Below are 26,601 nucleotides of genomic sequence, written 5' to 3' on the forward strand. Positions count from 1 at the left end.
TGAGAGCTTCACCCCACCGTGGGGCTTGCACCGTCGGTGAGGTGCGCCTGGCGGGCGCACCTGCTTTCCAGAGTTGCCTCGCCCGAGCGGTACGGGATGCCTGAGAGATTCCGGGGAGGGTTGCTCCTTCGGCGCCCCAGGACCGAGGCCCAGGGACTCTCCCGCACGGGGTCGTCAGCCTTACTCTGTCCTAGATTACTACGGTGTGTTCAGCGGTTCAGCTCACCCCGTGCGGCGTGCGCGACGCCGCTTGGCGAGCTCGTCAGCGGGATGGTCGGCCGGGACGCTGTCCTCGACCGCCGCCCGTTCCCCCGGCAGCTCCGCGAGGGAGCCCTCGACCTCGCGCCAGACCCGGCCGAGCGCGATGCCGAACACACCCTGCCCGCCCTGGAGGAGGTCTATCACCTCGTCGGCCGAGGTGCACTCGTAGACGCTGACTCCGTCGCTCATGAGCGTGATCTGCGCGAGGTCGGCGACCCCGCGGTCACGCAGGTGCTGCACGGCGGTGCGGATCTGCTGCAGTGACACGCCGGTGTCGAGCAGCCGCTTGACGACCTTGAGCACCAGGATGTCGCGGAAGCTGTAGAGCCGCTGCGAGCCCGAGCCGTGCGCGGCTCTTATCGTGGGCTCCACCAGGCCAGTGCGCGCCCAGTAGTCGAGCTGCCTGTAGGTGATGCCGGCCGCCGAGCAGGCCGTCGGCCCGCGATATCCGATGTCGTCCGGCAGCTTCGCGGGCTGCTCGTCGAAGAGCAGGCCCTGCTCTCCGGCACGCTGCCGCGCGCTCTCACGCCGCACCGGATCTTCCTGGCCGGCCGTCTTTCCCTCGCCGCTGCTGACCGCCACGCGGACCTCCGGCTTTCTCTCATCCCGCGGCCTGATCTGGGGGTTCGTAAAGGGCGACCACGGGTTTCACTTGCACCGTAGGACCGTGACCATGCCCAGTCAACGATCCGGCTCGGCGCGTCGTGAAGCGTAAATGCACTGAAATACCTACCCCGCCCTGCCGAAGTCCTCGGGAGTGATCGTGTCAAGGAACTCCCTGAACTTCTCCACCTCGTCCTCCTGGTCGTCAGGAATGATCACACCGGCCTCCTGGACCACCTCTTCGCTGGCGAAGATGCGGGCGCCGGTGCGCAGGGCGAGGGCAATCGAGTCGGACGGCCTGGCGCTGACCTCCACACCGTTGGAGAACACCAGGTCGGCGAAGAAGATGCCGTCACGCAGAGCCACGATGTTGACCGCGCGCAGCCCGACACCGAGCGCGCTCAGCACGTCCCTGAACAGGTCGTGGGTGAGCGGCCTGGGCGGCGGCGGCCGGGCCTGGGCCAGGGCGATGGCGGTCGCCTCCGTCATGCCGATCCAGATCGGAAGGAACCGTTCCCCGTGTGCCTCCTTGAGCAAGACGATCGGCTGATTTGTGGGCATTTCTACTCGAACGCCCACGACCTCCATCTGCAACACGGGCTGCTCCGTATTCGGCCGGCCGGTCGCCCGGCACAGCTGTTGACTGGGTCGCTTCTGCTGACACGCTTGTGCATTTCAACGTAACACCCGTCAGGCCTGGAATGTGCCCCGGCCTTCCAGCTCTGTGCTGCCCTCAGCGGCCGAGCACAGACCTCACGCCGATGCGTACGAGCGAGGCGTGCAGGTCGAGCAGGAGCGTCGACAACTCCCTCGCAGCCTCGTCGGCCTCGCCGATGGCGCCGGGGGCACGCCGCTTGAGGATGGGCGCGACGGCCTGCTCGACCAGCCCGCACTCACGCTCGGCCGCGGCCTTGACCGCGCGCAGGTGGCGGGCGTGCAGGCCGAAGCGGCGCAGGGCGCCGACGCTGCGCGCGACCTTGAGCGCCTCCTCGTCGTAGCGCCTGGCCACGGGGGCCAGCAGGCCGTAGTCCTCCAGCTCGGCGAGGGTCTCCTCGTCGATGCCGGCGGCCTCCAGCGGCTCGGCCCGGCTGAACCGGATCTCCTGCGCCTGCTGCACCGCGCGCGGGAGGCCGAAGCTCTCGGCCATCCTGTCCTTGATCACCCGCAGCGGCAGGTAGTGGTCACGCTGCTCGGTCAGGATGAAGCGCAGTTGCTCGACGTGCAGGTGGGTGAACTTGCGGTAGCCGGAGGGGCTGCGCTCCGGCTCGATCAGCCCCTCGCCCTCCAAGAAACGGATCTTGGAGACGGTGACGTCGGGGAACTCGCCCTGCAGCAGGGCGAGCACCTCCCCGATGCTCATGTGCGAGCGTGCCGCCTGGGAACTCATGCCACCGCCTCCGATGGCACGAGTGACAGGGATGCCGTGTGCACGGGTCGCCCGCTCCGCTCACTCATGCGCCGGCGTTGACCCTCATCAGGAAGACGAGGCGGAACTTGCCGATCTGCACCTCGTCTCCGGAGTGCAAGGGGACCTCCTCGATGCGCTCCCGGTTGACGTAGGTGCCGTTGAGGCTGCCGACGTCGCGCACGGAGAACTGGCCGCCGCGATGGCGGTAGAACTCGACGTGGCGGCGGGAGACGGTGATGTCGTCGAGGAAGATGTCGCTCTCCGGGTGGCGCCCGGTCGTGGTGAGGTCCTTGTCGAGCCGGAACCGGCTCCCCTGGTTGGGCCCCCTGGTCACCGAGAGCAACGCCGTGCCGGGCGGGAGCTGTTCGACCAGCGCCCGTTCGGCCAGGAGCATGTCGCCTGTCTCAGCCTCGTACGCCTCGATTCCCGCGACCGAGATCGTCGACGTGGTGTCCCCGGAGACCTCGGGTCTGGTCAACGGTGACCCACAGCGGGAACAGAAACGGGCATCCTCGGGGTTGGCGTGCCCGCACTGCGTGCAGTAGACGCTCGGCATCGATCGGCTCGGCCTCCTACCGCGAAGACGCGGCGACGGTGCTCGGGGCGCGCCTGCCTTCGCTCTTCAAGTTTGCGAATGCCGCAACTTACGCTGATCAGCGGCAAAGGTCAAGGCGGGGCACTGGACTGGTGGTTCGGACGCTGACAAAGTTACCGTCGCTCCCGCCCCGTGGTCCATGCCGCCGCGCGTTTCTACATTACGATCTTGCGGCACTCCGCGCGCACATCGCGGGCAACGGATTTTCCGCTACTCTACGTGATCAGATCGCTGCTCGCTCGACGATGCGGGCCCAGCGTTCGAGCAGAGCCTGCGCGCCGTCCATGTCGGGGGCCTCGGCCCACAGTTCGGTCACCGGTTCGGCGGCGGCGGGCAGCACCAGCACCCACGACCCGTCGTCGCGGGCCACCCGCACGCCGTCGGTGGTGTCGACGCGCCAGCCGCCCGGCTCGGCCTCGGCCGCCTCGATGACCGAGCGCATGACCGCGCCCTTGGCCGCCCACTGGGTGGGGACGCTGCGCCTGAGCAGCTTGACCTCGGGGATCCTCGCGTCGATCTGGCTGAGCGTCAGCCGGGTGCGGGCCACCAGGCCGAGCAGCCGCATGAACGCGGCCAGGCCGTCGATGGCCGGGCTGAACTCGGGCACGACGAACCCGCCGCGCCCGTCGGCCGCGAAGATCATGTCGGGGCCGGCGACGGCGGAGGTGAGGGCGTCGAGCGAGGTGGAGGTCCACTCCACCTGGACGCCGTGGAAGCGGCAGACCTGCTCGGCGACCCGGGTGGTGGTGACCGGCAGGGCCACCCGGCCGGCCCTGCGCTCGGCCGCCACCAGGTCGAGCACGACGAGCAGGGCACGTTCCTCGCTGATGAGCCGGCCGGTCTCGTTCACCAGCGCGATGCGTTCGCCGACCGGGTCGAAGCGTACGCCGAACGCCGCCCGCGAGGAGCTGACCAGCTCCGACAGGCGTTGCAGGTCGCGGCGGCGCTCGGCGCGCGTCTCGGTGGGCGAGACGTCGTTCAGCCGGGCGTTGACGGTCAGCACCTCGACGCCGGCGCGGCTGAGCAGCGTGGGCATCACCAGGGAGGAGGTGCCGCCGGCGCAGTCGACCACGACCTTCATGTCCTTGACGCCGGTCACGCCGATGGTGCGCATCAGCTCGTGGGTGTAGCCCTCGACGGCCCTGGCCGGGTAGTGCAGCTCGGCGATCTCGCCGGGGAAGGCCCGCCGGTACTCCTGGCGGGAGAAGACCCGCTCCAGCTTGCGCTGGGCGGCCGGGGGCAGGTCGGCGCCGCGGTCGTCCATGATGACGATGTCGACGCTCTGCGGGTCGCCGGGCGTGGTGCGCAGCGCGATGCCGCCGGCGGCCGACTCGCGGGCGGTGTGGAAGCGGGCCACGGGCAGCGGCGCGGCCTCCAGGTCCAGGACGTTGATCGCGGCGGCGGTCAGCGCGCCGATCACGGCCCGCTTGAGCGCCCTGGCGGCCAGGGAGCAGTCGCGGGAGGTGACCACGTAGGCGCCCTTGCGCAGGGTGGTGGCGTACGCGCCGGCCAGGCGGACGCACAGCTCTGCGGTGATCTCGACGTTGACCAGGCCGCTGACGCCCCGGGGGCCGAACAGGTTGCGCTGGCCGCGCGACTCCCAGATGACGCTGGTGTTGACGACCGCGCCGGCCTCGACGGTCTTGAACGGGTAGACCCTGACGCCGCTGGAGACGTACGCCTCGGCCTCGATGACGCATTCGTCGCCGATGACGGCGTCCTCCTCGACGCGGGCGCCGGCCATGACGTCGGTGCTCTTGCCGATCACGCAGCCGCGCAGGTGGGCGCCGGGGCCGAGGTAGACGTTGTCGTGGACGATCGCGCGGTGCAGGAAGGCGCCCTCGCGCACGACCGCGTTGTTGCCGAGCACGGTGTACTCGCGTAGTTCGGCGCCCGCCTCCACCTTGGCGTAGTCGCCGATCAGCAGCGGGCCCTTGAGTACGGCGTCGGGGTCGACCGTGGCCGAGTCGGCCACCCACACGCCCGGGGAGAGCTCGAAGCCGCCGATGTCGAGCGCGACCCGGCCCGACAGCGCGTCGGCGTGGGCCTTGAGGTAGCTGGCGTGGGTGCCGACGTCCTCCCAGTAGCCGCCGGCGACGTAGCCGTAGATGGGGGCGCCGCGTTCCAGGAGGGCGGGGAAGACGTCTGACGACCAGTCGACCGGTTCGCCGGCGGCCACGGCGTCGAGCACCTCGGGCTCCATGACGTAGATGCCGGTGTTGACGGTGTCGGAGAAGACCTGGCCCCAGGTGGGCTTCTCCAGGAAGCGCTGAACGCGGCCGCCCTCGCCGAGGATGATGATCCCGAATTCGAGCGGGTTGGGGACGCGTTTCAGACCGATGGTGACAAGAGCCGAATTTTCGCGATGGAACCGGATCATGTCGGATAAGTCGATATCGGTGAGGGCGTCGCCGGAGATGACCACGAAGCGGTCGTCGCGCAGGCGGGCGGCGGCGTTCTTGACGCTGCCGGCGGTGCCGAGGGGAAGGTCCTCGGTGGCGTACTGGAGGTTCATGCCCAGCTCGTCGCCGTCGCCGAAGTAGTTGCGCACGAGGGCGGCGAGGAACTGCAGGGTGACGACCGTGTCGGTGATGCCGTGGCGTTTGAGCAGGCGGAGCACGTGCTCCATGATCGGGCGGTTGACCACGGGAAGCAGAGGCTTGGGCTGGTTGGCGGTCATCGGACGCAGCCGAGTCCCCTCCCCGCCCGCCATGACGACCGCCTTCACCGATCACTCCTTCGAGGTCGCGGTTACCAGTTGGCGGACCTGCACCACGTAGAGGATCCCCGCCCACCAATACAGGCCGGTTCCCCAGAGCGCGAAGGCCCACCCGACAATTCGCGCTATATCGGCATACCACCCGGTGTGGGAGGCCAGGAAGAGGAGAGGGAAGGCGTACATGAGATTGAACATGGCGGCCTTGCCCAGGAAATGCACTTGAAGTGCCTTATATCCGTGTTTGCGAAGTACGGGGAAAGAACAGGCGACGAAGATCTCCCGCGCCACGATGACGGCCACCAGCCACCACGGGATGACCTCCCGCAGGAGCAGCGCCAGGATGGTGGCGAACACGTACAGCTTGTCGGCCGCCGGATCGATGACCCGGCCGAGCTTGCTGGTCTGGTTGAACGCGCGAGCGATCTTGCCGTCGAGCCAGTCGGTGAACCCGGCCACGATCAGGATGGCGATGGCCCAGCCGTCCGCCCGGGGACCGAGCACCAGCCAGAGGAACACGGGCACACCCAGCAGGCGCAGGAAGCTCAGCAGGTTGGGAACCGTCCAGATCCGGTCCTCGGCGGAAGTTTCGCTCACGCAGAGACCCTACTGCGTGGAACTCCGGCACAGTCGCCCCCACCGCTGACGAACCCCCACGGGCCCCCACGGGCGCCCGCCGCGGCCTCGGTGAGCGGGAGTTTCGCCGCCCCGCGGGCCGGGAAGGGGCTGGGTGATCGATCCCCCTGCGGTGCCGGCCTGGGCATGGGGGGATCGGATGTGGCCCTGGGAGTCCGACGTGCTGCGGGACGCGCCGGAGGTCGCGCTGTTCCTCTGCCTGGCCCTCGGGTTCGCCCTGGGCAGGATCAGGTTCCGCGGGGTCGCGGTCGGCGGGGTGGCGGGCACCCTCGCCGCGGCGCTCGCCGTCGGCTTGCTGGCCGGGGGCGTCACGGTCCACCCCCAGGTACGCGTGATCGCCTTCGCGGTGTTCGCCTTCACCTTCGGCTACACCCTCGGGCCCGCCTTCTTCGCGGCCTTCGCCGGACCGAATCTGCGCTACGTCTGGTTCACGGTCATCGAGGTCGTGCGGGCGCTGGCGGTCGCGGCGCTCGTCGCGGACGTGCTCGGCCTCGACCCGGCGACCACGGCGGGCCTGGTGGCGGGGGCGGCGGCGGGACCGGTGGCGCTGGGCACGTCGGCCGACGCGTTGCAGGCGGCCGGGATCGGGTCGGCGCAGGGCGCGCTCGGGCCCGCGTACGTCCTGTCGTACCTCTTCGCCCTGGTCACGATCGCGCTGCTGACGAGCAGGGCCGCGCCCGCGGTGCTGCGGTTCGACCCGGCGGAGGCGGCCGCGGCGCTGTGGCGGCGGCTGGACGGCGAGGAGGAGACGCCGCCCCCGGCGGTGCTGGGCCGGGCCCACCAGGTCACCACCGGTGAGGGCAGGACGGTCGCGCAGGCCGAGATCGCGATGGGCACCCGCGTCTCGGTGGAACGGCTGCGCAGGAACGGCCGCCCGATCGCGTTCGGCCCGGACACGCTGCTGGAACGGGACGACGAGGCCGTGGTCGTCGGCGTACGCCAGGACGTGGTGAACGCGTGCGCCGTCATCGGGCCCGAGGTGCCCGGCGGGCGGGAGCTGGACCTGGACCTGGAGGTGGCCGACGTGATGCTCGCGGGCCGGCCCCCGGCGACCGTGCGGGCCCTGCGCGCGGGGTTGTCCGGCCAGGGCGTGCAGGACCTGCACGTGTGCGAGGTGACCCGGGTGGGGTGCCGGTTGCCGGTCCGGCCGGGGACGCCGCTGCACGCCGGGGACGTGGTGCGGGTGACCGGCATCAAGCGGGACGTGGACCGGGCCGCGGCCTGGCTCGGGGCGCGGGCGGACGCGGGGAGGCGGGCCGACGTCGTCTATCTGTCCGCCGGGCTCGTGGCGGGACTGGTGGCGGGGCTGGCGGGCGGGCTCACGGTGTCGGTGGGCTGCCTGCTGGCGGGGCTGGTGTTCGGGCGCGTACGGGCGGGCCGGGCCCGCTTCGGGCAGTACGACGCGGGTGCGGCGCGGGTGGTGGGCGAGCTGGCGCTGGGCGTGTTCGTGGCGGCGCTCGGGTTGTCGGCGGGACCGGCGGCCGTGGAACTGGTGGGGCGGCACGGCTGGCAGGTGGCGCTGGGCGCCGTCGCGGCGGCCGCCATGCCCGTGGTGATCTCGCTGGCGATGGCGGCCAAGCTGATGATGTTGCCGCCGCCGCTGGTGCTGGGCGCGGTGACCGGCCAGCACGGCCTGACCGCGATCCTGGGCGCGGTGCGCCGGATGTCGGGGAACGGGACGCCGCTGCTGGCGTACACGGTGGTGCACGCGCTGTCGGGGGCCGTGCTGGCCCTGCTGGGGCCCGCCGCGGTGGCGCTGGCCCGCTGGGTGGGGTGAGGGGTCAGGTGCGCAGGAAGGCGTGGGTGCGGCCCAGGGGGACGAAGCCGAGGCGGGCGTAGAACTCGCGCGGCCAGTCGGCGGCGTCGGCGACCAGGAAGGTCAGCTCGGCGTCGGCCGTCTCGGCGAGCAGCGCGGTCATCAGGGCGCGGGCGTGACCCTGGCCCCGGTGGCGCTCGCCGGTGTAGACGTTCTCGATCTGGGCGACGCCGTCGTGCACGTAGAGGTCGGCGCGGGCGGCGACCTGGCCGCCGGGGGCGCGTACGGCGCGGAACTCGACCCGGTCGGCGCCGGCCGTACGGGTCGCGGCGCGCGCGGCGAGCCCTTCGACCACCTGCTCCGAGGCGTGCGGCAGCGACTCGCGCCACTCGGCGCGCAGCACGGGCAGCAGCTCCTCCAGGCCGAGCCGCTCGGCGGGCGCGGACGCGGCCGGCCGGACGCCGTGGAAGGCCATGACGAGGTTGGTGTCGTGCTCGTAGCCGGCGGCGGCGAACGCGGGCCGGAACTCCTGGCCCAGCCGGTCGTCGTCGACGCACACCAGGCGGTGGCCGAGCGCGGCGAGCGTCTCCTCGGCCGCGGCCAGCGCCGCTCCTGGGCGGCCGCTCTCGACGATCAGCCTGTTGTCGTCGTGGGACATCGGGTAACGCTCGTCGAGCACCGCGAAACCGCCCGGGACGGGCAGCACGGCCGGCGACTTGCGGCGGGCGAAGGCGTGCTGGAAGGCGATGGCCCGGCCCAGCTCGTCAGCCATGGCGGGCCGCGCGCAGGAAGGCCCTGATCAGGGCGGAGTCCTTGACCCCGGGCGCGGTCTCGACGCCGCTGGACACGTCGACCCCCCACGGGCCGGCGGCCTCGACGGCCTCGGCCACGTTCGACGGGTCGAGCCCGCCGGCCAGCATCCACCGGCCCGAGGGCCGGACGGCCGCCGCCGCCCAGTCCCAGGGCTCCCCAGAGCCGGGACGGGGCGCGTCGACGATGAGCAGGTCTTCGTCGTAGGCGCCGCACCGCAGGTCGGCCGAGGCGTCGACGGCACGTACGAGCGGGCGGCCGAGGTCCTTGAGCGCGGTGAAGTCGGCGTGGGGGTGCCGGCCGTGGAGCTGGACGGCGCGTACGCCGGAGGCCAGCGCCGCCTCCCTGACCGTCTGCGGGTCCTCCCCCCGGAAGACGCCCACGGTCAGCACGTGGGCCGGGACCGCCGCCGACGGCTCGGCCGCCCGCTCCGGCGTCACCCTGCGCGGGCTCCGGGTCAGCACGAACCCGATGGCGTCGGCGCCGGCCTCGACGGCGGCCTCGACGTGCTCGGGCTCGCTCAACCCGCAGATCTTCACATACACACCTCAGACCTTAGCGGCGCCTGGCGGCCGAAGGCGACCACGACCAGATCAGCAGCGCCCCGATGAGGCCGAACAGCAGCACCCCGTTGGGCAGGTGGGCGCCCAGCCACAGCCAGGTGACGTGCTGGAGCGCGCCGACGACGAACAGCGCGACGCTGGCCCACACCGGCCAGCCGGCGCCGCGTCCGGGCCGCCAGACCAGGACGGCCAGCACGATCTGCACGAGCGCCACCAGGTGCACGACCATGCCCGCCATGACGTGCGTCTCGGACAGCGCCCCGCCGCCCGCCGCCACCGCCTGGCCGGCGAACGAGGCGGCCACGAGCAGCGCGACGGCCTGGGCGATGATGACGATGCGCAGGCTGTGGAGCAGCCCGCCCGGCACCTGTCGTGCCGTGCCGGGGCGCGGCATGACCTGGGTCTCCCCCATGATGTGGATCCTTTCTGCGAAGCGAAGGACCCATATCGTGTCGGGGGCGGCCGCGGACGGTCGTCAGCCTGCGGGATGACCACCCACTCCCCCACGTGGCGGACGGACCGGGCGGAAGGCGGCGTCCACGAGACCGGCGCGGTGGGCGACCACGGCGGCCTGGATGCGGTTGCGCAGGCCGAGCTTGTCCATGGCGGCGGCGATGTGGGTCTTCACGGTGGTCACGCCCACGTGCAGCTCCTCGGCGATCTCGGCGTTGGACAGGCCGGTGCCGACCAGGGCCAGGACCTCCAGCTCGCGTTCGGTCAGCCCGGACGGCGGCGGCGCGGCGGCCTGCTCCTCGGCGGCGAGGAAACGTTCGACGACCCGGCGCAGCACCGAGGGGGCCAGCAGCTGCTCGCCCGTCGCGGCCCGGCGTACGGCGTCGACCATGCGTTCGGGCTCGTCGTCCTTGACCAGGAAGCCGACGGCGCCGGCGCGCAGGGCGGCGTGGACGTCGGCGTCCTCGGCGAACGTGGTGAGCACGACGATGCGGGCCCCCGGGCGGGCCGCGAGCACCCGCCTGATCGCCTCCAGGCCGTCGACCCGGGGCATGCGCAGGTCCATGAGGATGACGTCGGGGACGTGGCGTTCGGCCAGGCGTACGGCCTCGGCGCCGTCCTCGGCCTCGCCCACGACCTCCATGTCGCCCGCCGCCTGCAGCAACATGCGTACGCCCGCGCGTACCAGCGCCTGGTCGTCGGCCACCAGGACCCGGATCACGCGGCGATCCTGGCGGGCAGGCTGGCCAGCAGCAGCCAGCCGCCCTCTCCGTCGGGACCGGCGCTCAGGGTGCCGCCCAGCGCGCGTACGCGCTCGCGCATGCCCGCCAGGCCGCGGCCGGAGGAGGGCAGGCGTTCGATGACGGTGGGCGGGCGGCCGTTGCGGATCTCGATGGCCAGCCCTTCCTGGGCGGGGGCCACGATGACGCGGACCCGGGTGCCGGGTCCGGCGTGTTTGAGCACGTTGGTGAGACCTTCCTGGACGATGCGCGCGGCGGAGGCGCGGGCGATGAGCGGGGCGCGGTCGCTGGCCGGGTCGAGGTCGAGGTCGACGACGAGGCCGGCGGCGGCCATGCGTTCGGCGGACTCGCGGACCACGTCGGCGGGGTTGGCCAGCAGGTCGGGGCCGCGGTCGGGGTCGCGCAGCAGGTCGAGCAGGTCGCGCAGGTCCTGCAGCACCTGGTGGCCGGTCTCGCGGATGTCGGACAGCGCGTCGGCGACCGGCCCGTCGGGCGCGGTGTAGCGGGCGGCGCTGGCGCGCAGCACCATGGCGCCGACGTGGTGGGCCACGATGTCGTGCACGTCGCGGGCGATGCGCTCGCGCTCGGCGAGCTGGTCGGCGCGCACCTGGGCGACCGCGAGCCGGGCCGACTCCTCGGCGCGCAGGCGTTCGGCGGCGGACGCGGCCTGCCGCATGCCGAGGTAGCGGCCGATCGCGATGGGCGTGGCCACCAGGGTCATCAGCACGCCGACGCGGAAGGGGGTGATCTCGGTGCCGTCGCCGACGACGGCGATCGCGGTCAGCAGGCACCCGGTGAGGTACGCGGCGGCCGTCCAGGCCCAGGAGTCGACGCGCATCGCGAAGACGCCGATGGCGATGAGCGTGAGGATCACGCAGGTGTTGACGGCGTCGTTCAGATAGGTGTCGGCGGAGATGAGCAGCACGCCCTGCAGCAGGAAGACCAGGCCGGGCAGGCGCCGGGCGACGCCGAGCGACAACCCGCCGACCACGGCGAGCAGGCCGATCACCCACACGGGCTGGGCGCCGCCGTGCCACGTGGTCCAGGTGCTGAGTACGGTGATCGCCACGCCGCCGGCGGCCAGCAGCGCGTCGGGCGTGACGTCGCGCTCCTCCAGCCGGTCGGCCGAGCCGCGCAGGTAGGCGCCGAGCACGGTGGGGAAGGTGGGCAGCAGCACCGAGTACATCCAGGTGTTGCCGGTCATCGCGATGCCGGGGTCGGCGATGTTGACCGCGGTGGCCATCACGGTGGCGCCCACGCCGAGGAGGGCGGGCTTCCAGGCGACGCGGAAGCCGACCACGCCGAGCGCGACGCAGATGAGGATCTGCGCGGTGTTGGAGGTGTAGGAGCCTAGCTGGTCGCTGATGACGAGGAAGACGGCCAGGTAGAGGGTGACGGGCAGCGGCCATCGCCGTACGAGCCCCATGGGCAGGCCCACCAGCAGGGCCATGGGGATGTTCATCGCCGCCGGCAGGTACGCGGTGTCGCCCGCGTGGGCCGTCGTCAACAGGTCAAGACCCACGCCCGAGATCGCGAGCAGGGCATCGAGCGGCACACCACGCCAACGCATGGGCTCACGCTATCCACCCGCCGCCGATACCTGATCCTCCGCTGGGAGGACCCCGCCTCCTCCTACTGGCCGCGGATCCGTCCAGACGGCGGACCGCGGCGGGTAATCTCCCCGGTACGTTCGGGGCCATGTCCAACGACACCACGCTGTTTCTCGGCCAGTTCCTGCGCGCCCCCACCGTGATCGGCGCCGTCGCCCCCAGTTCGCGCCGGCTGGCAGCGACCGTCTGCGCGCCGGTCCCGGAGCGCGGCGAGCCGACCGTGGTGGAGCTCGGCCCGGGCACGGGCCCGTTCACGGCGGAGATCCAGCAGCGGCTCGCCGGGCGCGGCCACCACCTGGCCGTCGAGGTGAACGGGCGGCTCGCGGGACTGCTCGCGGCGCGTTTCCCCGGTGTGGACGTGGCGCACGCCGACGCGGCGCGCCTGGGCGAGCTGCCGGGCGAGCGCGGGCTGAGCCACGCCGACGTCGTGGTGAGCGGCCTGCCGTGGGCGGCCTTCCCGACGACGCTGCAGCACGAGCTGCTGGACGCGGTGACGTCGGTGATGAGCCCCGGCGCGGCCTTCACCACCTTCTCCTACATCCACGCCATCCCGCTCAGCTCGGCCCGGCGGTTCCGTGGGCTGCTGGCCGAGCGGTTCGAGGAGGTCGTGCCCGGACGTACGGTCTGGCGCAACACTCCCCCGGCCTTCGTGTTCCACGCCCGCAGACCTCGACCCTGAACAGAACGAGATTCTACGATGGTGTGATGGATTTCACCCTTCCCGAGAGCGCCCAGGCCGTCCAGCGCGGCGTCGCCGAGATCTGCGCCCGCTACGACCTCGACTACTGGCAGCGGTGCGAGAGCGACAAGCGGTGGCCGGAGGAGGTCTGGGCCGACCTGGCCAAGGGCGGCTGGCTGGGGCTGGCCGTGCCGGAGGAGTACGGCGGGGGCGGGCAGGGACTGCTGGAGCTCGCGGTGGCCACCGAGGCGCTGTCGTCCTCGGGCGCGGCGGGCGGCTCGGCCTTCACGTACGTGCTCACCCCCGGTTTCGGCGCGCTCACCGTGGCCCGGCACGGCACCGCCGAGCAGCGGGCCGAGCTGCTGCCCCGGCTGGCCACGGGTGAGATCGAGACGTGCTTCGCCCTGACCGAGCCGGACGCCGGCTCCAACTCCCTGGCGATCGCCACCTCCGCCCGCCGCGACGGCGGCGACTACGTGCTCAACGGGCAGAAGATCTGGATCACCGGCGTGCAGCGGGCCACCTGGATGTTGCTGGTGACCAGGACCGTCCCGGCGGCCGAGGCCAGGCCGCGCACCCACGGGCTGACCGTGTTCCTGGTGAACGTGCCCGAGGCGGTCGCCGCCGGGCAGCTGTCCTACCGGCCGATCCCCAAGATGGGCGCGAACACGACGCCGTCCAACATGGTGTTCGTCGACGACCTGCGGGTGCCCGCGGCGAACGTGGTCGGCGAGGTGGACGGCGGCGCGGCCGTGTTGTGGGACATCCTCAACCCCGAGCGGGTGCTGCTGGCCGCCTCCGCGCTCGGCGGCGCCGAGGTGGCGCTGCGGGTGGCCGTCGGCTACGCCAAGGAACGCGAGGTGTTCGGCCGCCCGATCGGCGCCAACCAGGCCATCGCGTTCCCGCTGGCGCAGGTCAAGGCCAAGATCGAGCTGGCGCGGCTGATGCTCTACAAGGCGGCCTGGTCCTTCGACCGGCGCCTGCCGTGCGGCACCGAGGCCAACATCGCCAAGCTGACCGCCTCCCAGGCCGCGTGGGAGGCGGCCGACGCCGCGTTCCAGACGCACGGCGGCATGGCGTACTCGCTGGAGTACCCGGTGGCCAGGTTGCTGGCCGACGCCCGTATCGGGAGGGTCGCGCCCGTGACCGAGGAGCTTCTGCTCAACTACCTCGCCACGCAGGTGCTCGGGTTGCCCCGGAGCTTCTGAGCCCTCAGGCCCTGCCCATCGCCTTGCGGATCACGTCACGGGCCCTGTCCATGATCGCGATGGGCGGCCCGGCGAGCAGGTTCTTCGGCGCGGTCTCGACGCCGGCGTGCGGATGCGTGGGCGCGATCGCCTCGGCGGCCTTGACGCCGAGCGCCATCGCGTGCCGTTCCCTCTCGCCGGCGGCCCGCCTCAGCGTGGGGAACTCCTCGCGTTCCTCGGCCTCGGCGTGCTCGACGACGGCCTTGCGCAGGGTGAGCAGGTTGGCCGCGAACTGCGGGTCGTCGACGCCTGCCCGCTCCATCTGGGTGAGCATGTCCTTGGCCGCGTTCTCCTCGGCCAGTCTCTCGTCCACCAGGTCGTCGCCGTGGCCGGCCTTGCGGCGCGCGTACGGGTGGACGATCTCCTCCTCCGCTGTCTCGTGGACGGCCAGCAGGCGCACCAGCCTCTGGAAAGCCGCTGCTTTGTCCTCGGGGGCGGCGTTCTCGACCTCCGTGAACAGGCTCCTGATCCTCTCGTGCTGGCGCACCAGCAGGTCGACCACATCGTCGTCGGTCATGACCCTGCGCCTACCCGAGGCCGGGGCCGGCACACCCGCCCGGCACACCCGCCCGGCTCAGCCGAACGCGGGGGGCCGCTTCTCGCGCACCGCGCGCACGCCCTCGACCACGTCGGGGCCGGTGAAGCCGAGGAACTCCATGGCCAGCGAGGCGTCGAAGGCCGGGCCGGCCAGGCGCAGCCAGTTGTTGAGCGAGTACTTGGTCAGCCTGATCGCCTCCTGGGAGCCCTGGGCGAGGCGGACCGCGATCTCCATGGCCTTGTCGTGCACCTGGTCGTCCTCGACGCACAGGCTGACCAGGCCCATGCGCTCGGCCTGCTCGCCGGTGACGGGCTCGCACAGCAGCAGGTGGTACTTGGCCTTGGCCATGCCGCACAACAGCGGCCAGATGATCGCGGCGTGGTCGCCGGCGGCGACGCCGAGCCGGGTGTGGCCGTCGATGATCCGGGCCGTACGGCCGGCGACCGAGATGTCGGCCAGTAGCGCCACGGCGAGCCCGGCGCCCACCGACGGCCCCTGGACGGCCGAGACGATCGGCTTGGAGCAGTTGAGCACGTTGTAGACGATGTCGCGGGCCTCGGCGAACACCCGCATCCGGGTGGCGTGGTCGCGGGTCATCTCCTCGATCATGGACAGGTCGCCGCCGGCCGAGAACGCCGTGCCCTCGCCCCTGACGACGATCGCCCTGACGGAGTCGTCGCGGTCGGCCTCGCGCCAGACCTCGCTCAGCTCGCGGTGGCCGGTCATGTCGACGGCGTTGAGCCGGCCCGGCTCGCTGATCGTGACGCGCAGCACGCCCTCGGCCGGGGTGTCGAGCTTGAGCTTGTCGAAGGTCACAGATGCTCCCGCAGGCGCTCGGCGATGTACTGCCTTGCCTCGGCCGCCTGGTCGAACAGGCCGGGCAGGCCGAAGAATCCGTGGACGGCGCCGTCGAAGCGGCGGGCCTCCACCGGCACGCCGGCGTCGGCCAGGCGGCGGGCGTAGTGCTCGCCCTCGTCCCTGAGCACGTCGTACTCGGCGGTGAGGACGGTGGCGGGCGGCAGGCCGGTCAGGTCGGGCAGCCGCAGCGGGCTCAGCAGCGGGTCGGCCGGGTCGGCGCCGGGCGCGTAGCGGGCGGCGAACCAGGCCATCTCGGCGGCGTCGAGCCCGTAGCCCTTGGCGTAGGCGCGGTAGCTCGGGGTGTCCATGGCCACGTCGAGCACCGGGTAGACCAGCGCCTGGTGGGCCAGCCGGATGCCGGACCCGGCGGCCCGCCAGGCGGCGACGGCGGCGAGGTTGCCGCCCGCGCTGTCGCCGACCACGGCCACGCTGCCGTTGCTCTGGTAGAAGGCGGGCCTGGCGAAGACGTCGCGCACGACGGTCCAGGCGTCGTCGGCGGCGGCCGGGAAGGGGTGCTCGGGGGCCAGCCGGTAGTCGGCCGAGACCACCACGGCGCCGGTGCGCACGGCCAGGTCGCGGCCGACGGCGTCGTTGCGCTTGACGCTGCCGAAGACCCAGCCGCCGCCGTGGAAGTAGACGACGACGGGCAGCAGGCCGTCGCCGGGGTCGGCGCGGTAGATCCGGATCGGCACCTCGCCGGCGAGCTCGTCGCGGACGAACGGGAGCTTGGGGAGCGGGCCTCTGTGGGCCGCGAAGCCGTCCTGCGCGCGCATCTCCTGGATCGTGGCCAGGTCGAGCGTGGCCAGGTCGGTGTTGAGATCCGACGGGTAGAGGGCGACGTAGTCCCGCGCCTGGGGGTGCAGCGGCATGATCGCAGCCTAGCGGGCCGCCTCGACGAACGCATGGAAGAGCCGATTGTCGGTGGCGCGTTCGGGATGCCACTGGACGCCGACGCCGAACCGGTGGCCCTGGAGCTCGACGGCCTCGACGATCTGGTCGTCGGCCCAGGCCACCGCGAGCAGGCCGCTGCCCAGGCGGCGTACGGACTGGTGGTGCGGGGCGACCGCCTCGACCTGGTCGCCCACGGCCTTGCCGAGCCTGCTCGACGCGCTCACCTGGATGGTGTGGGCCGCGCCGGGCTCGCCGTGGCGTTCGTGGCCGAGCACCTCGGGCAGCCACGGGATCAGGGTGCCGCCCTGGGCGACGTTGAGCACGTGCATGCCGCGCGCGATCGCCAGGATCGGCAGGTCGGCCGCGATCGCGGCCCTGGCCAGGGCCAGCTCGAACCGGTCGCGGTGAGCCTGCGGCTCGGCCGCGCGTTCGTCCTGCTCGCCGCCGTAGGTGCCGGCGGCCAGGTCGACGCCCCCGGCCAGTACGACGCCGGACAGGCCGCCGACGTAGTCGCCGATGCCGTGCGGGCCCAGCGGCGGCAGCACCACCGGCACGCCCGCGGCCCGCTCGATCGCCTTGGCGTAGGAGGGCGGTGACACCACGGCCTCGCGTACCCAGTCGCCCCAGCGGGCGGCTTCGAGGTAGGCGGTGATGCCGATCAGCGGTCGGGACATGCGGACTCCAGGGGGCACGGCGGAGCGCGTGCCGCCACCAGCCGGTCACCGGCGACGGCCGCAGTGCCCATCATGGCGCACACCGTTTCCCTTATGTCACCCCTCCCACAGATGTCCTCCCACCGGTGTCCTCCCACCGGCGGGGGACGCCTCAGGGCAGGCGCGCGGACGTCTCGGCGGTCAGCTGGGTGAGGACGGAGGCGGCGCCGGGGCCGGTGTCGACCAGTTCGTCCAGGCGGGCCCGCCAGGCGCCGGCCTCGGCGTAGAAGGCGTCGGCCTCGGCCTGGAGGCGCAGCCGGGTCTGGCAGAGCTGGAGCTGGTACATGAGCCCGAGGTAGTGGCCGACCGCGTCGCTGAGCCACCAGTAGGCGTCCGTGGTCGCGGCCGAGACGAACGTGTGGGCGCCTTCCCAGGCCACCCGCCTGGGATGGAGGACTGCCATGGCCGGATGCTACGCCCCCGCCGGGCGGCGGGAAAAGCCAGAAAAGGGGAAAACAAACATTAATTGTATTCGCATTCGGCTTTCAACAACTTCATCCCACAATTCGGGTGAATCGGTTGTGCCGTGTCAGAGGTGGTGTAAGACTCATTTTCGAGCGGGCGGGATGTGCCGGGGCACACCGCGCGTTCGCGACCCGGAGCCGTCAGGAGGTGGACGACGCGGCCGGAATCGACTTTCCGGCCCAATGGGGTGGGGTTGAGTGCATGTCGTTGAATCCGCGCCTGGTTAAGGAGAGCTTCTCGCTCGTCGAGCCCGTGGCCGACAAGGCGACCGCGTACTTCTACGGGCGGCTGTTCGCCGAGAGCCCGCACCTGCGAGGGATGTTTCCGCCCGCCATGGACGTCCAGCGCGACCGGCTGTTCCGCGCGCTGACCCGGGTCGTGTGGAGCCTGGACAGCCCGGACGGCCTGGCCGCCCATCTCGGGCAGCTCGGCAGGGACCATCGCAAGTACGGCGTGCTCGCCGAGCACTACACCGCGGTCGGCAACGCCCTGCTGGCCACGATCCGGCGCTTCGCCGCCGAGATCTGGAACGACGAGATCGAGGCCGCGTGGGTGGCGGCGTACACGGCGGCGGCCGATCTGATGATCGGGTCGGCCGAGTCCGACGCGGGGGTCTCGCCGGCGTGGTGGCTGGCCGAGGTCGTCGACCACGAGCTGCGCCGTCCCGACATCGCGGTGGTCACGCTGCGGCCGGAGCAGCGGCTGCCGTACGCGGCGGGCCAGTACGTCACCGTGCAGACCGCGCGCTGGCCGCGGGTGTGGCGCACGTTCTCGATCGCCAACGCGCCGCGCCCGGACAACACGATCAGGCTGCACGTGCGCTCGGTGCCGGGCGGCTGGGTGTCCACGGCGCTGACCAGGCACACCAGGATCGGCGACACGCTCATGCTCGGGCCGCCGATGGGCACGATGACGCCGTGCGAGCACAGCACCCGCGACGTGCTGTGCGTGGCCGGCGGCACGGGGCTGGCCCCGCTGAAGGCGATCGTCGAGCACGTCATCGCCTCGGGCCGCCGGCCCAGGATCCACCTGCTGCACGGCGAGCGCGGCGCGGCCGAGCTGTACGACCTGCCCGACCTGCTGCGGATGCAGGAGTCCTTCCCCTGGCTCCAGGTCCTGCCGGTGGTCTCCGGCGACCCCTCCTACGACGGGATGCGCGGGCACCTGCCGGAGGTGACCCGGCGCTTCCGCTCCTGGTCCGAGCACGACGTGTACGTGTGCGGCCCGGCCGGCATGGTGGAGGAGACCGTACTCCGGCTGCGGGACGACGGCGTGCCGCCGCCGCGCATCCACCGCGACGTCGTCCGGGGGGGACACTGAGCCGCTAGGAGGCCGCCGGGGCGAGCCGGCCGAAGGCGGCGGCGGTCTCCTCGTCGGCCGGCCAGAACGTCTCGATGGCCAGCTCCGAGACGGTCACGTCCATGGGCGTGCCGAACGTGGCGATGGTGGTGAACATCGACAAGACCCGGTCGCCGGCGTCGATGCGCAGCGGCAGCAGGATGTCGCCGGGGCCGGGCACGTGGGCGACGTTGAGCTCCACGCCCGGGTAGGTGTAGGCGGCCAGCTCGTCGTGCAGCTCGGCCACGCGGCCGTCGGCCGACGCCTCGGCCTGCCTGCGGAGCTGGTGCAGGAGATAGGCGCGCACCTCGGCCAGGTTCAGCAGCCGGCCGCCCATGGCGTCGGGGTGCAGCGACAGCCGCATCACGTTGATCGGCTCGGCCAGCAGCTCGGCGGGCACGCCGTCCATGAACATCGCCGCCGCCGAGTTGGCCGCCACCAGGTTCCAGGCCGCGTCCACGACCAGCGCCGGGTACGGCTCGTGCCCGGCCAGGATCTTCTCCAGCGCCTGGCGTACGACGGCCATCTCCGGGGCGCGGACCTCGCGCTCGGGGAAGACCGGCGCGAACCCGGCCGCGGCCAGCAGCCTGTTGCGGTGGCGCAGCGGCACGTCCAGCTCCTCGGCCAGTTTCATCACCATCTCGCGGCTCGGCCGGGCGCGTCCGGTCTCCAGGAAGCTGACGTGCCGCGCGGAGACGTCCGCCTCGATCGCCAGGTCGAGCTGGCTCACGCGGCGTCGCTGCCGCCACGACCGCAACAAATCCCCAAAAGTCTCATCTTGTACGGCTAGTGCTCCCATGTCGGAGAACTTACCGGGAGCAGGGAAGCATGACGATTACCTCCCTGGTAATGCGCACCCGTTTCGGCCGCCCGCCCCAGGACGGGCCGGACGCGCTGCGGCAAATCTCCCAGTGCTCGGCACCGCCGCCGCCCGCGTGGCACGATGGCGGCAAGCGAACATGGGAGCGAAGCTATGAGTGACGCAGTGCTCGCGATCGGCACCCGCAAGGGCCTGTTCCTCGCCCGCTCGGCGGACGGCGGCCCCTTCGAGATCCAGCCGATCCAGTTCTCCACGGTCGCGGTGCCCTCGGTGGCCATCGACACCCGCGGCGCCACACCTCGCCTGCTGGCCGGCATCGAGTACGGCCATTTCGGTCCGTCAGTGATGTATTCCGATGACCTCGGGGCAACCTGGGGCGAGGCGCCTCAACCGCCCATCGCGTTCCCCGACAAGACCGAGACGACACTGACCCGGGTGTGGCAGCTCACGCCCTCACCGTCGGAGCCGGGCGTCGTGTGGGCCGGCGTGGAGCCGGCCGCGTTGTTCCGCTCGGAGGACCACGGCGTCACCTACCGGCTGGTCGAGGGCCTGTGGGAGCACCCCCACCGGCCCAGCTGGCACCCGGGCGGCGGCGGGCTGTGCCTGCACACGATCGTCCCCCATCCCACCGACCCCGAGGTCATGGGCATCGCGGTCTCGGCCGCCGGCTTCTACCGCACCCGCGACGGCGGCATGTCGTGGGAGGCGGCCAACCAGGGCATCCGGGCGCCGTTCCTGCCGGAGGGGCAGCAGTATCCCGAGTTCGGGCAGTGTGTGCACAAGGTCTGCATCGACCCCGCCAAGCCCGAGCGGCTCTACCTCCAGCACCACTTCGGCGTCTACCGCAGCGACGACTTCGGCGGGAGCTGGCACGACATCGGCTCCGCCCTGCCCTCCGACTTCGGCTTCCCGATCGTGGTCCACCCGTCCCGCCCCGACACGATCTTCGTCCTGCCGCTGACGGCCGACGTCGACCGCACCCCGGTCGGCCACCGCTACCGGGTCTGCCGCAGCCAGGACGCCGGCGCGACCTGGGAGGAGCTGGGCGAGGGCCTGCCCGAGGGCCCGGTCCACGCCACCGTGCTGCGCGACGCGATGACCGCCTCCCCGGCCGGGTTGTTCTTCGGCACCCGCGACGGCGAGGTCCACTGCTCGCGCGACGACGGCGAGAGCTGGTCGCTGGTCGGCCGCCATCTGCCCGACGTGCTGAGCGTGCGCGCGGCGGTGCTCTAACCGATGGCCAGGTCGATGACCAAGCCCGTGACGATGGTCGTGTTCGTGCTGCCCGCCTCGCTGCGCCGGTGGGTGAGCGGGCGCACCGAGGTGAAGGTGTTCGCGATCGGCGCCGACCGCGACTCCCCGCCCACCCTCGGCTCGGCGCTCGACATGCTGCGGCGCACCCACCCGATGCTGGAGGAGCGCCTGCGCGACGACTACGGGCGCATCCGCCGGCACATCAGCATGATCGTGTGCGGGGAGAACGCCCGCGGCCTCGGCGGCCTGGACTACGCCCTGCCGCCGGGCGCCGAGGTCTACGTGTTGCCCGCGCTCGCCTGACGCCTCAGACCTTGCGCCAGCCCGGGACCCAGGCCCCGTCCTCGACGACGTAGTCGCCGAACAGGGCGGGCGCCTCCTTGCGCATCAGCTCGCCGATGCGCTGGAACAGCAGGCGGATCTCCTCCTCCGCGCCGACCGCGGTGCGGGCCTCGATCGTGTGCCGCAGCGTGCGTACGTTGGCCGTCCAGACCAGCCCGGTGGCCAGCCCCTCGGGGGCGAACCTGCGCATGAACGAGGTGCGGTGCTTCTTCTCCGAGAACGGCACGCCCTCCTCGTCGAGCCCGAAGTGCCCGGCCATCCAGAGCTGGAACTGCTCCAGCTGCTCCAGCACGGCCGTGGCCCGCTCCATCAGCTCGTCGTCCTGCCGGGCCCAGTCGGGGAACCAGAACGGCAGCTCGTCGAGCCGGACGAAACGTAGCGACTCCTGGGAGATGGCCACGCCGGGCCGATGGCGCACCAGCTCGTGGGTCAGGACGCGGCTGACGTTGTGGAGCACGAAGCTGAAGCTGACGTGCTCCAGGACCGAGCCGTGGGCGCTGGCCAGGATGTTACGCAGGTAGTCGTCCTGGTTCTCCCTGATGCGCACCACGTTGGGGTTGAGGCCGGGTTCGAAGGAGCGGTAGCAGAGCCGGCCGGCGAACTCGGCGAGGTTCTGGGCGTCGAGGTCACCGCGGTCGAGCCGCTCCAGCCAGCTCTCGCCGCCGACCTCGCCGAGATAACGGGCGAGCTCGTCGTAGTCAAGCTCGGGACGGGCGACGATGAAGACCTCGGGTTCGACACTGCGCATATGGGAGCCCCCGCTCGGGTTCTGATTTGTGACGGGCTCAAGCAAACCAGCTCCCGGGGCTGCGCGCGACTCGGCGCCCGCCGTCCCCCTCCGAGGGCCCGGCGGGCGCCGACACCAGGTCAGCAGCGGTGTGCGGGCCTGTCGCGGGTGACGAGGTCGGTGTCACCGGCGGTCCCGTCGAGCCACAGGACGCGGCCCCCGGTTCCGGCGGCGAACAGCGACTGCTCTCCCCTGTTGCAGGAGTAGCGTTCCAGGGCTCCGCCGGTGACCGGCACCTGGTAGATCTTCGGCAGGTTCACGTTCTCCAGCGTGGTGCCCTCCGGCTGCACGCCGACGGTCACCCGTGACTCGCTCGCGTCGAGCCAGGTGGGGTGCGGCGCCTGCGGCCCGTCGGCGACGACCGGCGTCTGGCCGGTGCCGTCGAGGGCGACCCGCATGACGCCCATCCGGCCGTCGCGGTTGGCGTCGTAGAGCCAGACGACGTGCTTGGCGGTCACCGCCGGGTAGATCGAGAGCGACGGGAGCACGCCGGTCGGCGGCACCTCGGGCACCACGACCTCCGTGCCGGTCGCCAGGTCGCGCACGACGGGCGTGCTGTGGCTGCTGCCCGAGGCGAAGGTCACCCGGATGTAGACGAGCCGGCCCCCGCTGATCGAGGGCATGTAGCCGGCCACGCCCTTGCCCTCGGTGAGGATGACCGGGGCGGCGTTCCCGCGCTTGAGCCACATCTCGACCTCGCCGGTCGCCGGGTCCTCGCCGGACCAGGCGACGGTGTCGCCGGAGACGGCCGCGGCGTAGACGTAACCGGTGCTCTCGTGCACGACGGTGGAGGGCGCCGATGCGTCGAGCGGGCGGGAGCGGATCTGGAAGACGCCCGCGGCGGGGTCGAGGGAGACCCAGACGGCGCGTCTGCCGTCGGTGGCGGGCGTCCAGTCCCAGCGGCCGTCGTCGGACAGGGTGGTGGCCCGGCCGCCGCTCAGGCGTCCGGTCTGGATGACGGTGGAGCCGTTGGTGTCGGGGGTGTTGTTGGTGACGGCGTACCGGTCGCCGGCCAGGGCGGGCGGGTCGATGGCGTCGGTGAGGCCGTCGAGGACGACGCGGCTGTCGATACGGATCAGCCGCTCCCAGCCGGGCCTGATGCCGTGCCGGTCGAACGCCTGCGCGACCGCGATCCGGTCACGGGTGCTCAGCCCGGCGGCGCGGGCGGCCGACTCCACGGCGCGGCGGCCGTCGCCGAAGTCGTCGAGCGGGGTCATGTACTCGGTCAGCGCCTTGTAGACGACCTTGTCGAAGCCGGTGCCGAGCTTCTCCCTGGCGTCCCACAGGGCGCCGGAGAAGATCGTGGAGTTGAGGTGCACGCCGCCGCTGTCGAGGGCGGTGGTGACGCCGAGGTAGTCCTTGGCGGCGTTCCGGTCGTCGTCGAGGTCGCGGATGGCGCACTGGGCGGGCGGGAGGTTCTTGCACAGGTCCTCGCCCAGCAGGCTGGCGTCCGGGTCGCTGGTCGGGATGCCGAGCGCGCCGGTCTGGATGGCGTTGCCGAAGTAGTCGGCCAGGCCCTCGTTCATCGCGCCGGACTGGCCGAGATAGACCAGGTCGGCGCTGTGGGTGATGACGCCGTGGGTCATCTCGTGGCCGACCACGTCGAGGCCGGCGGCGAAGGAGTGCAGGTCGGCGCCGCCGCCGCCGTAGACCATCTTGGTGCCGTCCCAGAAGGCGTTCTCGAACGGGCCGCCGTAGTAGGTGACGTTGACGACGGAGTACATCGTCCCGCCCTTGCCGTCGAGCCCGTCGCGGCCGAGCGCCTTGTAGTACTCGTAGACCTTGCCCGCGCCCCAGTGGCCGTCCACGGCGCCGCTCTCGGTGTGCTCGGCGCCGAAGGCGGGTGTGGGCGACTCGGCGAGCTCGGTGCCCGCGGGGATGCCCGGGTTGAGGAAGTCCTGCACGTCGGCGCCGGCGGCGTCGTAGGTGAGGATCTCGCCGGTGGTGCCGTTCCACATCGGGCGGGCGCGGTCGCGCAGTTCGTACGCGTTGTCGGCCCGCTGGAAGGCGTTGAGCGGGACGTCCTTGCCGTGCGCGGTCTTCCCGCTGCCGGTCGCCGGGCCGGCGAAGCGCAGCCGGTCCACGGCGAACAGCGGCTGCCCGGAGTGGGCGTCCACGTACGCGTCCAGCAGGACGGGCCGCTTCTTGGCCGCGTCGGCGCCGGTGAGCGTGACGTGCCAGGCCAGCACGCCCTTGCCGCGCGGGACCACGAGCAGTTCGCCGGGCGTGGCCTTGATCGTGTCGCGGATCCGCTCGTCCCGGACCAGCCGGGAGCGGGCCAGCCGGGCCGCGAGCGCGGGGGTGACCGTGGGCGTGGGGTCGACGTCGAGCTCGGTGAGGAAGCGGCCGCCCGCCCCGGTCACCTCGCGGCCGGTGCCGTCCTTGCGGAAGCGCACCAGGTACTGGGCGCCGAAGACGGGCAAATTCCGGTACCGCTGGGCGAACCTGACGGTCTCGTCCTGGCCGTTGACGACCGTGGTCAGCGGCACCAGGTCGGCCGGGTCGAGGTGGTAGCGCGGGTCGGCCAGGTGGGTCTTGGCCGCGGCGACGGGGTCACCGGCGGCGGCGGGCTCGGCCAGCCCGCTCACCTCGGCGGGGGCCAGGGTGCCGGCCCGTGACTCCACCTGCGGTTGCGGCGGATCGTCGGCCGCCGCGACTCCGGGAACGGCCAGCGCGAGGGATAAGGCTGTGGCCGTGAGAACGAAGGGACGCCAGGACACGACACCTCCAGGTGTGGCGTAGGGGTTCTGGCGTCCACGATCATCACAGCATTTTTGACAATCAGACAAATCACAATTTAATAACCGGAAATTGAAATTCCCGATTACCAATGAAATTTCGGGAATGAATGGCTTCCGTCAGGTGATGTCACGCCGCAGAGTGGTGAACGACGCCACCGCCGAGAACACCAGCGCGTACCCGAGCAGCACCAGCCCGCCCGCCCACGCCGGCAGCAGGTACGTCGTGTCCAGCCCCAGCGTGTTGCCCGTGTTGGTCAGCGCCGAGGCCGCGCCGGCCGGCGTCCACCTGGCCACCGGGTGCAGCACCGGGATCGCGTTGACGACGGAGTCGACGACGTAGACCCAGACCACGACCGCGATGACCGCCGCGACCTGGTTCCTGACCAGTGCCCCGAGCCCCAGCCCGAACAGCGTGTAGAGGGCCAGGGCCACCAGCACCCCGGCGACGATCCGCACGATCGTGCCCGTGAAGATCAGATCGGTGCCCGCCACCACGACGCTGCCGACCACGGCCAGCGCGGTCAGCGCCAGCACCGCCAGCCCGAGCAGCGCGCCCACCACCAGCGTGGCGAGGAGCTTGGCGGCCACCACCCGCACCCGGCGCGGGGTGACGAGGAAGGTCGTCGTGATCGTCTGGTAGCGGTACTCCGCCGTCATCATGACGACGCCGAGCACGGCCGCGAACAGCACGCCGCCCTGGCCCAGGCCCCACATGGTCTCCTGGAACGGCGGGGTGCCACGGTCCGGGAAACCCTGCTGCCCGGCGAAGGCGATGGTGAAGCCGATCGGGAGCGCGGTGTAGGCCAGCATGACGATCAGCATGATCCACCAGAGCCTGGTGGTGGTCACCTTGAGCAGCTCGGCCCGGACGATCGCGATCATGCCTGTCCCTCCCCCGTCAGCTCCAGGAAGACACGCTGCAGGTCACCGCGCTCCTGGGTGATCTCGGTCAGCACGACCCGCTCGTCCAGCGCGATGCCGCCGATGCGGTCGACGTCGAGGCCGCGCACCCGCAGCACCTCGCCGTCGGCCTCCACGACGCCGCCGTGCCGCTCGAGCGCGGGCCGCAGCGCGTCGGGCTTGGCCGTACGGACCCTGATGACCGGGGTCTCCCCGTTGGCGACCAGGTCGGCGAGGCTGCCCTGGCGTACCAGGCGGCCCTTGGCGATGATCACGACGTTGTCGACGATCTGCTCGACCTCGGCCAGCACGTGGCTGGAGACCAGCACCGCGGCCCCCTTGTCGTGGGCGAGGTGGCGCATGAACCCGCGCAGCCACTGGATGCCGGCCGGGTCGAGGCCGTTGGCGGGCTCGTCGAGAATGTACACCCTGGGCTCGCCGATCAGCGCCGTGGCCAGCGCGAGCCGCTGCCGCATGCCGAGCGAGAAGCCCTGTACGCGCTTGCCGGCCACGTCGCTCAGGCCGACGTGCTCCAGCGCCTCGTCGGCGCGGCGGCGGGGCAGGCCGGCGGCCGTGCACAACACGCGCAGGTGGTTGTAGGCCGTACGGCCCGGGTGGAAGTTGGTGGCTTCGAGCACGGCGCCCACCTCGCTGAGCGGGTGGGTGAGCTCGACGTAGCGCCGGCCGTTGACCAGCGCGCTGCCGGAGTCGGCGGTGACCAGCCCTAACAGGCTGCGCAGGGTTGTCGTCTTGCCCGCCCCGTTCGGGCCGAGACAGCCCGTGATCGTGCCGGAATCGACTGTGAAGGACACCCCGTCCACCGCGCGTACCGGACCGAAGGACTTGGAGAGGTCTCGGATCTCGATAGCACTCATGG

At 72.0% G+C, this 26,601-nt stretch carries 27 protein-coding genes and 1 riboswitch; of the genes, 6 read left to right on the forward strand and 21 right to left on the reverse strand.

The window, feature by feature from the left end:
• Nucleotides 1-77: 77 nt before the first annotated feature.
• Nucleotides 78-174: riboswitch (glycine riboswitch) on the reverse strand.
• 48 nt (nt 175-222) lie between these two features.
• The 6 genes from DMB42_RS25025 to DMB42_RS25050 all read right to left on the reverse strand — a co-directional run bounded on the left by DMB42_RS25025 (nt 223) and on the right by DMB42_RS25050 (nt 6,180).
• A complete protein-coding gene (locus DMB42_RS25025; protein WP_125637449.1) occupies nt 223-843 on the reverse strand; it encodes a MerR family transcriptional regulator in 621 nt (206 codons plus the stop codon).
• Nucleotides 844-990: 147 nt separating this feature from the next.
• Nucleotides 991-1,461, reverse strand: coding sequence for a bifunctional nuclease family protein (locus DMB42_RS25030; RefSeq protein ID WP_125637450.1), 471 nt, complete (start codon nt 1,459-1,461; stop codon nt 991-993).
• Between the two features lie 136 nt (nt 1,462-1,597).
• Nucleotides 1,598-2,251 (reverse strand): MerR family transcriptional regulator, encoded by a 654-nt coding sequence (locus tag DMB42_RS25035; RefSeq protein ID WP_185844850.1) that lies wholly within the window; start codon nt 2,249-2,251, stop codon nt 1,598-1,600.
• Nucleotides 2,252-2,315: 64 nt separating this feature from the next.
• Nucleotides 2,316-2,828: an FHA domain-containing protein gene (locus DMB42_RS25040; RefSeq protein WP_125637451.1), complete on the reverse strand. Its 513-nt coding sequence runs from the start codon at nt 2,826-2,828 to the stop codon at nt 2,316-2,318.
• A gap of 262 nt (nt 2,829-3,090) precedes the next feature.
• Nucleotides 3,091-5,595 carry a mannose-1-phosphate guanyltransferase gene (locus tag DMB42_RS25045; protein WP_125637452.1) on the reverse strand — a complete coding sequence of 835 codons (2,505 nt, stop codon included), beginning with the start codon at nt 5,593-5,595 and terminating at the stop codon, nt 3,091-3,093.
• 3 nt (nt 5,596-5,598) lie between these two features.
• Nucleotides 5,599-6,180 (reverse strand): CDP-alcohol phosphatidyltransferase family protein, encoded by a 582-nt coding sequence (locus tag DMB42_RS25050; RefSeq protein WP_125637453.1) that lies wholly within the window; start codon nt 6,178-6,180, stop codon nt 5,599-5,601.
• Between the two features lie 133 nt (nt 6,181-6,313).
• Between DMB42_RS25050 and DMB42_RS25055 the strand changes: the two genes are divergently transcribed.
• Nucleotides 6,314-7,996, forward strand: a complete 1,683-nt coding sequence (locus DMB42_RS25055) for an aspartate-alanine antiporter (protein ID WP_125637454.1) — start codon at nt 6,314-6,316, stop codon at nt 7,994-7,996.
• Between the two features lie 4 nt (nt 7,997-8,000).
• Here DMB42_RS25055 and DMB42_RS25060 read toward each other — a convergent pair whose 3' ends face one another.
• From DMB42_RS25060 to DMB42_RS25080, 5 genes are all read right to left on the reverse strand, one after another.
• The gene (locus tag DMB42_RS25060; protein WP_125637455.1) at nt 8,001-8,747 is read right to left on the reverse strand and encodes a GNAT family N-acetyltransferase; all 747 of its coding nucleotides are present in this window, start codon (nt 8,745-8,747) and stop codon (nt 8,001-8,003) included.
• Nucleotides 8,740-9,330, reverse strand: coding sequence for a phosphoribosylanthranilate isomerase (locus tag DMB42_RS25065; protein WP_125637456.1), 591 nt, complete (start codon nt 9,328-9,330; stop codon nt 8,740-8,742). Before DMB42_RS25065 ends, DMB42_RS25060 begins: the two co-directional genes overlap by 8 nt.
• 10 nt (nt 9,331-9,340) lie before the next feature.
• A complete protein-coding gene (locus DMB42_RS25070; RefSeq protein ID WP_260477918.1) occupies nt 9,341-9,760 on the reverse strand; it encodes a hypothetical protein in 420 nt (139 codons plus the stop codon).
• A 63-nt stretch (nt 9,761-9,823) separates the two neighbouring features.
• On the reverse strand, nt 9,824-10,522 hold the full coding sequence (locus DMB42_RS25075; RefSeq protein ID WP_125637457.1) for a response regulator transcription factor: 699 nt from the start codon (nt 10,520-10,522) through the stop codon (nt 9,824-9,826).
• Nucleotides 10,519-12,111, reverse strand: coding sequence for a sensor histidine kinase (locus DMB42_RS25080; RefSeq protein WP_260477919.1), 1,593 nt, complete (start codon nt 12,109-12,111; stop codon nt 10,519-10,521). The genes DMB42_RS25075 and DMB42_RS25080 overlap by 4 nt, the downstream gene beginning before the upstream one ends.
• A 128-nt stretch (nt 12,112-12,239) precedes the next feature.
• On the opposite strand from DMB42_RS25080, the gene DMB42_RS25085 reads away from it, so the two are divergent.
• Both DMB42_RS25085 and DMB42_RS25090 read left to right on the forward strand, forming a co-directional pair.
• On the forward strand, nt 12,240-12,830 hold the full coding sequence (locus tag DMB42_RS25085) for a class I SAM-dependent methyltransferase (protein WP_125637458.1): 591 nt from the start codon (nt 12,240-12,242) through the stop codon (nt 12,828-12,830).
• A gap of 26 nt (nt 12,831-12,856) precedes the next feature.
• The gene (locus DMB42_RS25090) at nt 12,857-14,038 is read left to right on the forward strand and encodes an acyl-CoA dehydrogenase family protein (RefSeq protein WP_125637459.1); all 1,182 of its coding nucleotides are present in this window, start codon (nt 12,857-12,859) and stop codon (nt 14,036-14,038) included.
• 4 nt (nt 14,039-14,042) lie between these two features.
• Here the strand turns inward: DMB42_RS25090 and DMB42_RS25095 are convergent, their stop codons facing one another.
• The 5 genes from DMB42_RS25095 to DMB42_RS25115 all read right to left on the reverse strand — a co-directional run bounded on the left by DMB42_RS25095 (nt 14,043) and on the right by DMB42_RS25115 (nt 17,480).
• Nucleotides 14,043-14,594, reverse strand: a complete 552-nt coding sequence (locus DMB42_RS25095; protein ID WP_125637460.1) for a hemerythrin domain-containing protein — start codon at nt 14,592-14,594, stop codon at nt 14,043-14,045.
• A gap of 57 nt (nt 14,595-14,651) precedes the next feature.
• The gene (locus DMB42_RS25100; RefSeq protein WP_125637461.1) at nt 14,652-15,431 is read right to left on the reverse strand and encodes an enoyl-CoA hydratase/isomerase family protein; all 780 of its coding nucleotides are present in this window, start codon (nt 15,429-15,431) and stop codon (nt 14,652-14,654) included.
• Entirely contained in the window at nt 15,428-16,342 is a 915-nt protein-coding gene (locus tag DMB42_RS25105) for an alpha/beta hydrolase (protein ID WP_125637462.1), read from the reverse strand. The genes DMB42_RS25100 and DMB42_RS25105 overlap by 4 nt, the downstream gene beginning before the upstream one ends.
• Nucleotides 16,343-16,351: 9 nt before the next feature.
• Complete coding sequence (locus DMB42_RS25110) at nt 16,352-17,038, reverse strand: gamma-glutamyl-gamma-aminobutyrate hydrolase family protein (RefSeq protein WP_125637463.1); 687 nt, start codon at nt 17,036-17,038, stop codon at nt 16,352-16,354.
• 151 nt (nt 17,039-17,189) lie between these two features.
• Nucleotides 17,190-17,480: a hypothetical protein gene (locus DMB42_RS25115; protein ID WP_125637464.1), complete on the reverse strand. Its 291-nt coding sequence runs from the start codon at nt 17,478-17,480 to the stop codon at nt 17,190-17,192.
• A 263-nt stretch (nt 17,481-17,743) separates the two neighbouring features.
• Here DMB42_RS25115 and DMB42_RS25120 point away from each other — a divergent pair, with 263 nt between their 5' ends.
• Nucleotides 17,744-18,862, forward strand: a complete 1,119-nt coding sequence (locus DMB42_RS25120) for a globin domain-containing protein (protein WP_125637465.1) — start codon at nt 17,744-17,746, stop codon at nt 18,860-18,862.
• A 4-nt stretch (nt 18,863-18,866) separates the two neighbouring features.
• Here the strand turns inward: DMB42_RS25120 and DMB42_RS25125 are convergent, their stop codons facing one another.
• Nucleotides 18,867-19,679, reverse strand: a complete 813-nt coding sequence (locus DMB42_RS25125; protein WP_185844851.1) for a helix-turn-helix domain-containing protein — start codon at nt 19,677-19,679, stop codon at nt 18,867-18,869.
• Nucleotides 19,680-19,853: 174 nt separating this feature from the next.
• Here DMB42_RS25125 and DMB42_RS25130 point away from each other — a divergent pair, with 174 nt between their 5' ends.
• Both DMB42_RS25130 and DMB42_RS25135 read left to right on the forward strand, forming a co-directional pair.
• Nucleotides 19,854-20,933 (forward strand): exo-alpha-sialidase, encoded by a 1,080-nt coding sequence (locus DMB42_RS25130; RefSeq protein WP_125637466.1) that lies wholly within the window; start codon nt 19,854-19,856, stop codon nt 20,931-20,933.
• A gap of 15 nt (nt 20,934-20,948) precedes the next feature.
• A complete protein-coding gene (locus DMB42_RS25135; RefSeq protein WP_125637467.1) occupies nt 20,949-21,257 on the forward strand; it encodes a molybdopterin synthase sulfur carrier subunit in 309 nt (102 codons plus the stop codon).
• Between the two features lie 4 nt (nt 21,258-21,261).
• Here DMB42_RS25135 and thyX read toward each other — a convergent pair whose 3' ends face one another.
• The 4 genes from thyX to DMB42_RS25155 all read right to left on the reverse strand — a co-directional run bounded on the left by thyX (nt 21,262) and on the right by DMB42_RS25155 (nt 26,599).
• Nucleotides 21,262-22,044 (reverse strand): FAD-dependent thymidylate synthase, encoded by a 783-nt coding sequence (gene thyX, locus DMB42_RS25140; protein ID WP_125637468.1) that lies wholly within the window; start codon nt 22,042-22,044, stop codon nt 21,262-21,264.
• A 119-nt stretch (nt 22,045-22,163) separates the two neighbouring features.
• The gene (locus DMB42_RS25145; RefSeq protein ID WP_125637469.1) at nt 22,164-24,803 is read right to left on the reverse strand and encodes a M4 family metallopeptidase; all 2,640 of its coding nucleotides are present in this window, start codon (nt 24,801-24,803) and stop codon (nt 22,164-22,166) included.
• A 138-nt stretch (nt 24,804-24,941) separates the two neighbouring features.
• Nucleotides 24,942-25,706: an ABC transporter permease gene (locus DMB42_RS25150; protein WP_125637470.1), complete on the reverse strand. Its 765-nt coding sequence runs from the start codon at nt 25,704-25,706 to the stop codon at nt 24,942-24,944.
• Nucleotides 25,703-26,599: an ABC transporter ATP-binding protein gene (locus DMB42_RS25155; protein ID WP_125637471.1), complete on the reverse strand. Its 897-nt coding sequence runs from the start codon at nt 26,597-26,599 to the stop codon at nt 25,703-25,705. The genes DMB42_RS25150 and DMB42_RS25155 overlap by 4 nt, the downstream gene beginning before the upstream one ends.
• Between the last annotated feature and the right edge of the window lie 2 nt (nt 26,600-26,601).

The organism is Nonomuraea sp. WAC 01424 (assembly GCF_003947315.1).
Lineage (GTDB): Bacteria > Actinomycetota > Actinomycetes > Streptosporangiales > Streptosporangiaceae > Nonomuraea > Nonomuraea spiralis.

Excerpts from the sequence above, each read along its gene's own strand:
- DMB42_RS25130 (WP_125637466.1), top strand. The coding sequence starts at position 19,854 with ATGAGTGACGCAGTGCTCGCGATCGGCACCCGCAAGGGCCTGTTCCTC.
- DMB42_RS25040 (WP_125637451.1), bottom strand. The coding sequence starts at position 2,828 with ATGCCGAGCGTCTACTGCACGCAGTGCGGGCACGCCAACCCCGAGGAT.
- thyX (WP_125637468.1), bottom strand. The coding sequence starts at position 22,044 with ATGCGCAGTGTCGAACCCGAGGTCTTCATCGTCGCCCGTCCCGAGCTT.
- DMB42_RS25150 (WP_125637470.1), bottom strand. The coding sequence starts at position 25,706 with ATGATCGCGATCGTCCGGGCCGAGCTGCTCAAGGTGACCACCACCAGG.
- DMB42_RS25105 (WP_125637462.1), bottom strand. The coding sequence starts at position 16,342 with ATGCCGCTGCACCCCCAGGCGCGGGACTACGTCGCCCTCTACCCGTCG.
- DMB42_RS25060 (WP_125637455.1), bottom strand. The coding sequence starts at position 8,747 with ATGGCTGACGAGCTGGGCCGGGCCATCGCCTTCCAGCACGCCTTCGCC.
- DMB42_RS25035 (WP_185844850.1), bottom strand. The coding sequence starts at position 2,251 with ATGAGTTCCCAGGCGGCACGCTCGCACATGAGCATCGGGGAGGTGCTC.
- DMB42_RS25070 (WP_260477918.1), bottom strand. The coding sequence starts at position 9,760 with ATGGGGGAGACCCAGGTCATGCCGCGCCCCGGCACGGCACGACAGGTG.
- DMB42_RS25080 (WP_260477919.1), bottom strand. The coding sequence starts at position 12,111 with ATGCGTTGGCGTGGTGTGCCGCTCGATGCCCTGCTCGCGATCTCGGGC.
- DMB42_RS25120 (WP_125637465.1), top strand. The coding sequence starts at position 17,744 with ATGTCGTTGAATCCGCGCCTGGTTAAGGAGAGCTTCTCGCTCGTCGAG.
- DMB42_RS25110 (WP_125637463.1), bottom strand. The coding sequence starts at position 17,038 with ATGTCCCGACCGCTGATCGGCATCACCGCCTACCTCGAAGCCGCCCGC.
- DMB42_RS25155 (WP_125637471.1), bottom strand. The coding sequence starts at position 26,599 with ATGAGTGCTATCGAGATCCGAGACCTCTCCAAGTCCTTCGGTCCGGTA.
- DMB42_RS25090 (WP_125637459.1), top strand. The coding sequence starts at position 12,857 with ATGGATTTCACCCTTCCCGAGAGCGCCCAGGCCGTCCAGCGCGGCGTC.
- DMB42_RS25135 (WP_125637467.1), top strand. The coding sequence starts at position 20,949 with ATGACCAAGCCCGTGACGATGGTCGTGTTCGTGCTGCCCGCCTCGCTG.
- DMB42_RS25085 (WP_125637458.1), top strand. The coding sequence starts at position 12,240 with ATGTCCAACGACACCACGCTGTTTCTCGGCCAGTTCCTGCGCGCCCCC.
- DMB42_RS25115 (WP_125637464.1), bottom strand. The coding sequence starts at position 17,480 with ATGGCAGTCCTCCATCCCAGGCGGGTGGCCTGGGAAGGCGCCCACACG.
- DMB42_RS25095 (WP_125637460.1), bottom strand. The coding sequence starts at position 14,594 with ATGACCGACGACGATGTGGTCGACCTGCTGGTGCGCCAGCACGAGAGG.
- DMB42_RS25125 (WP_185844851.1), bottom strand. The coding sequence starts at position 19,679 with ATGGGAGCACTAGCCGTACAAGATGAGACTTTTGGGGATTTGTTGCGG.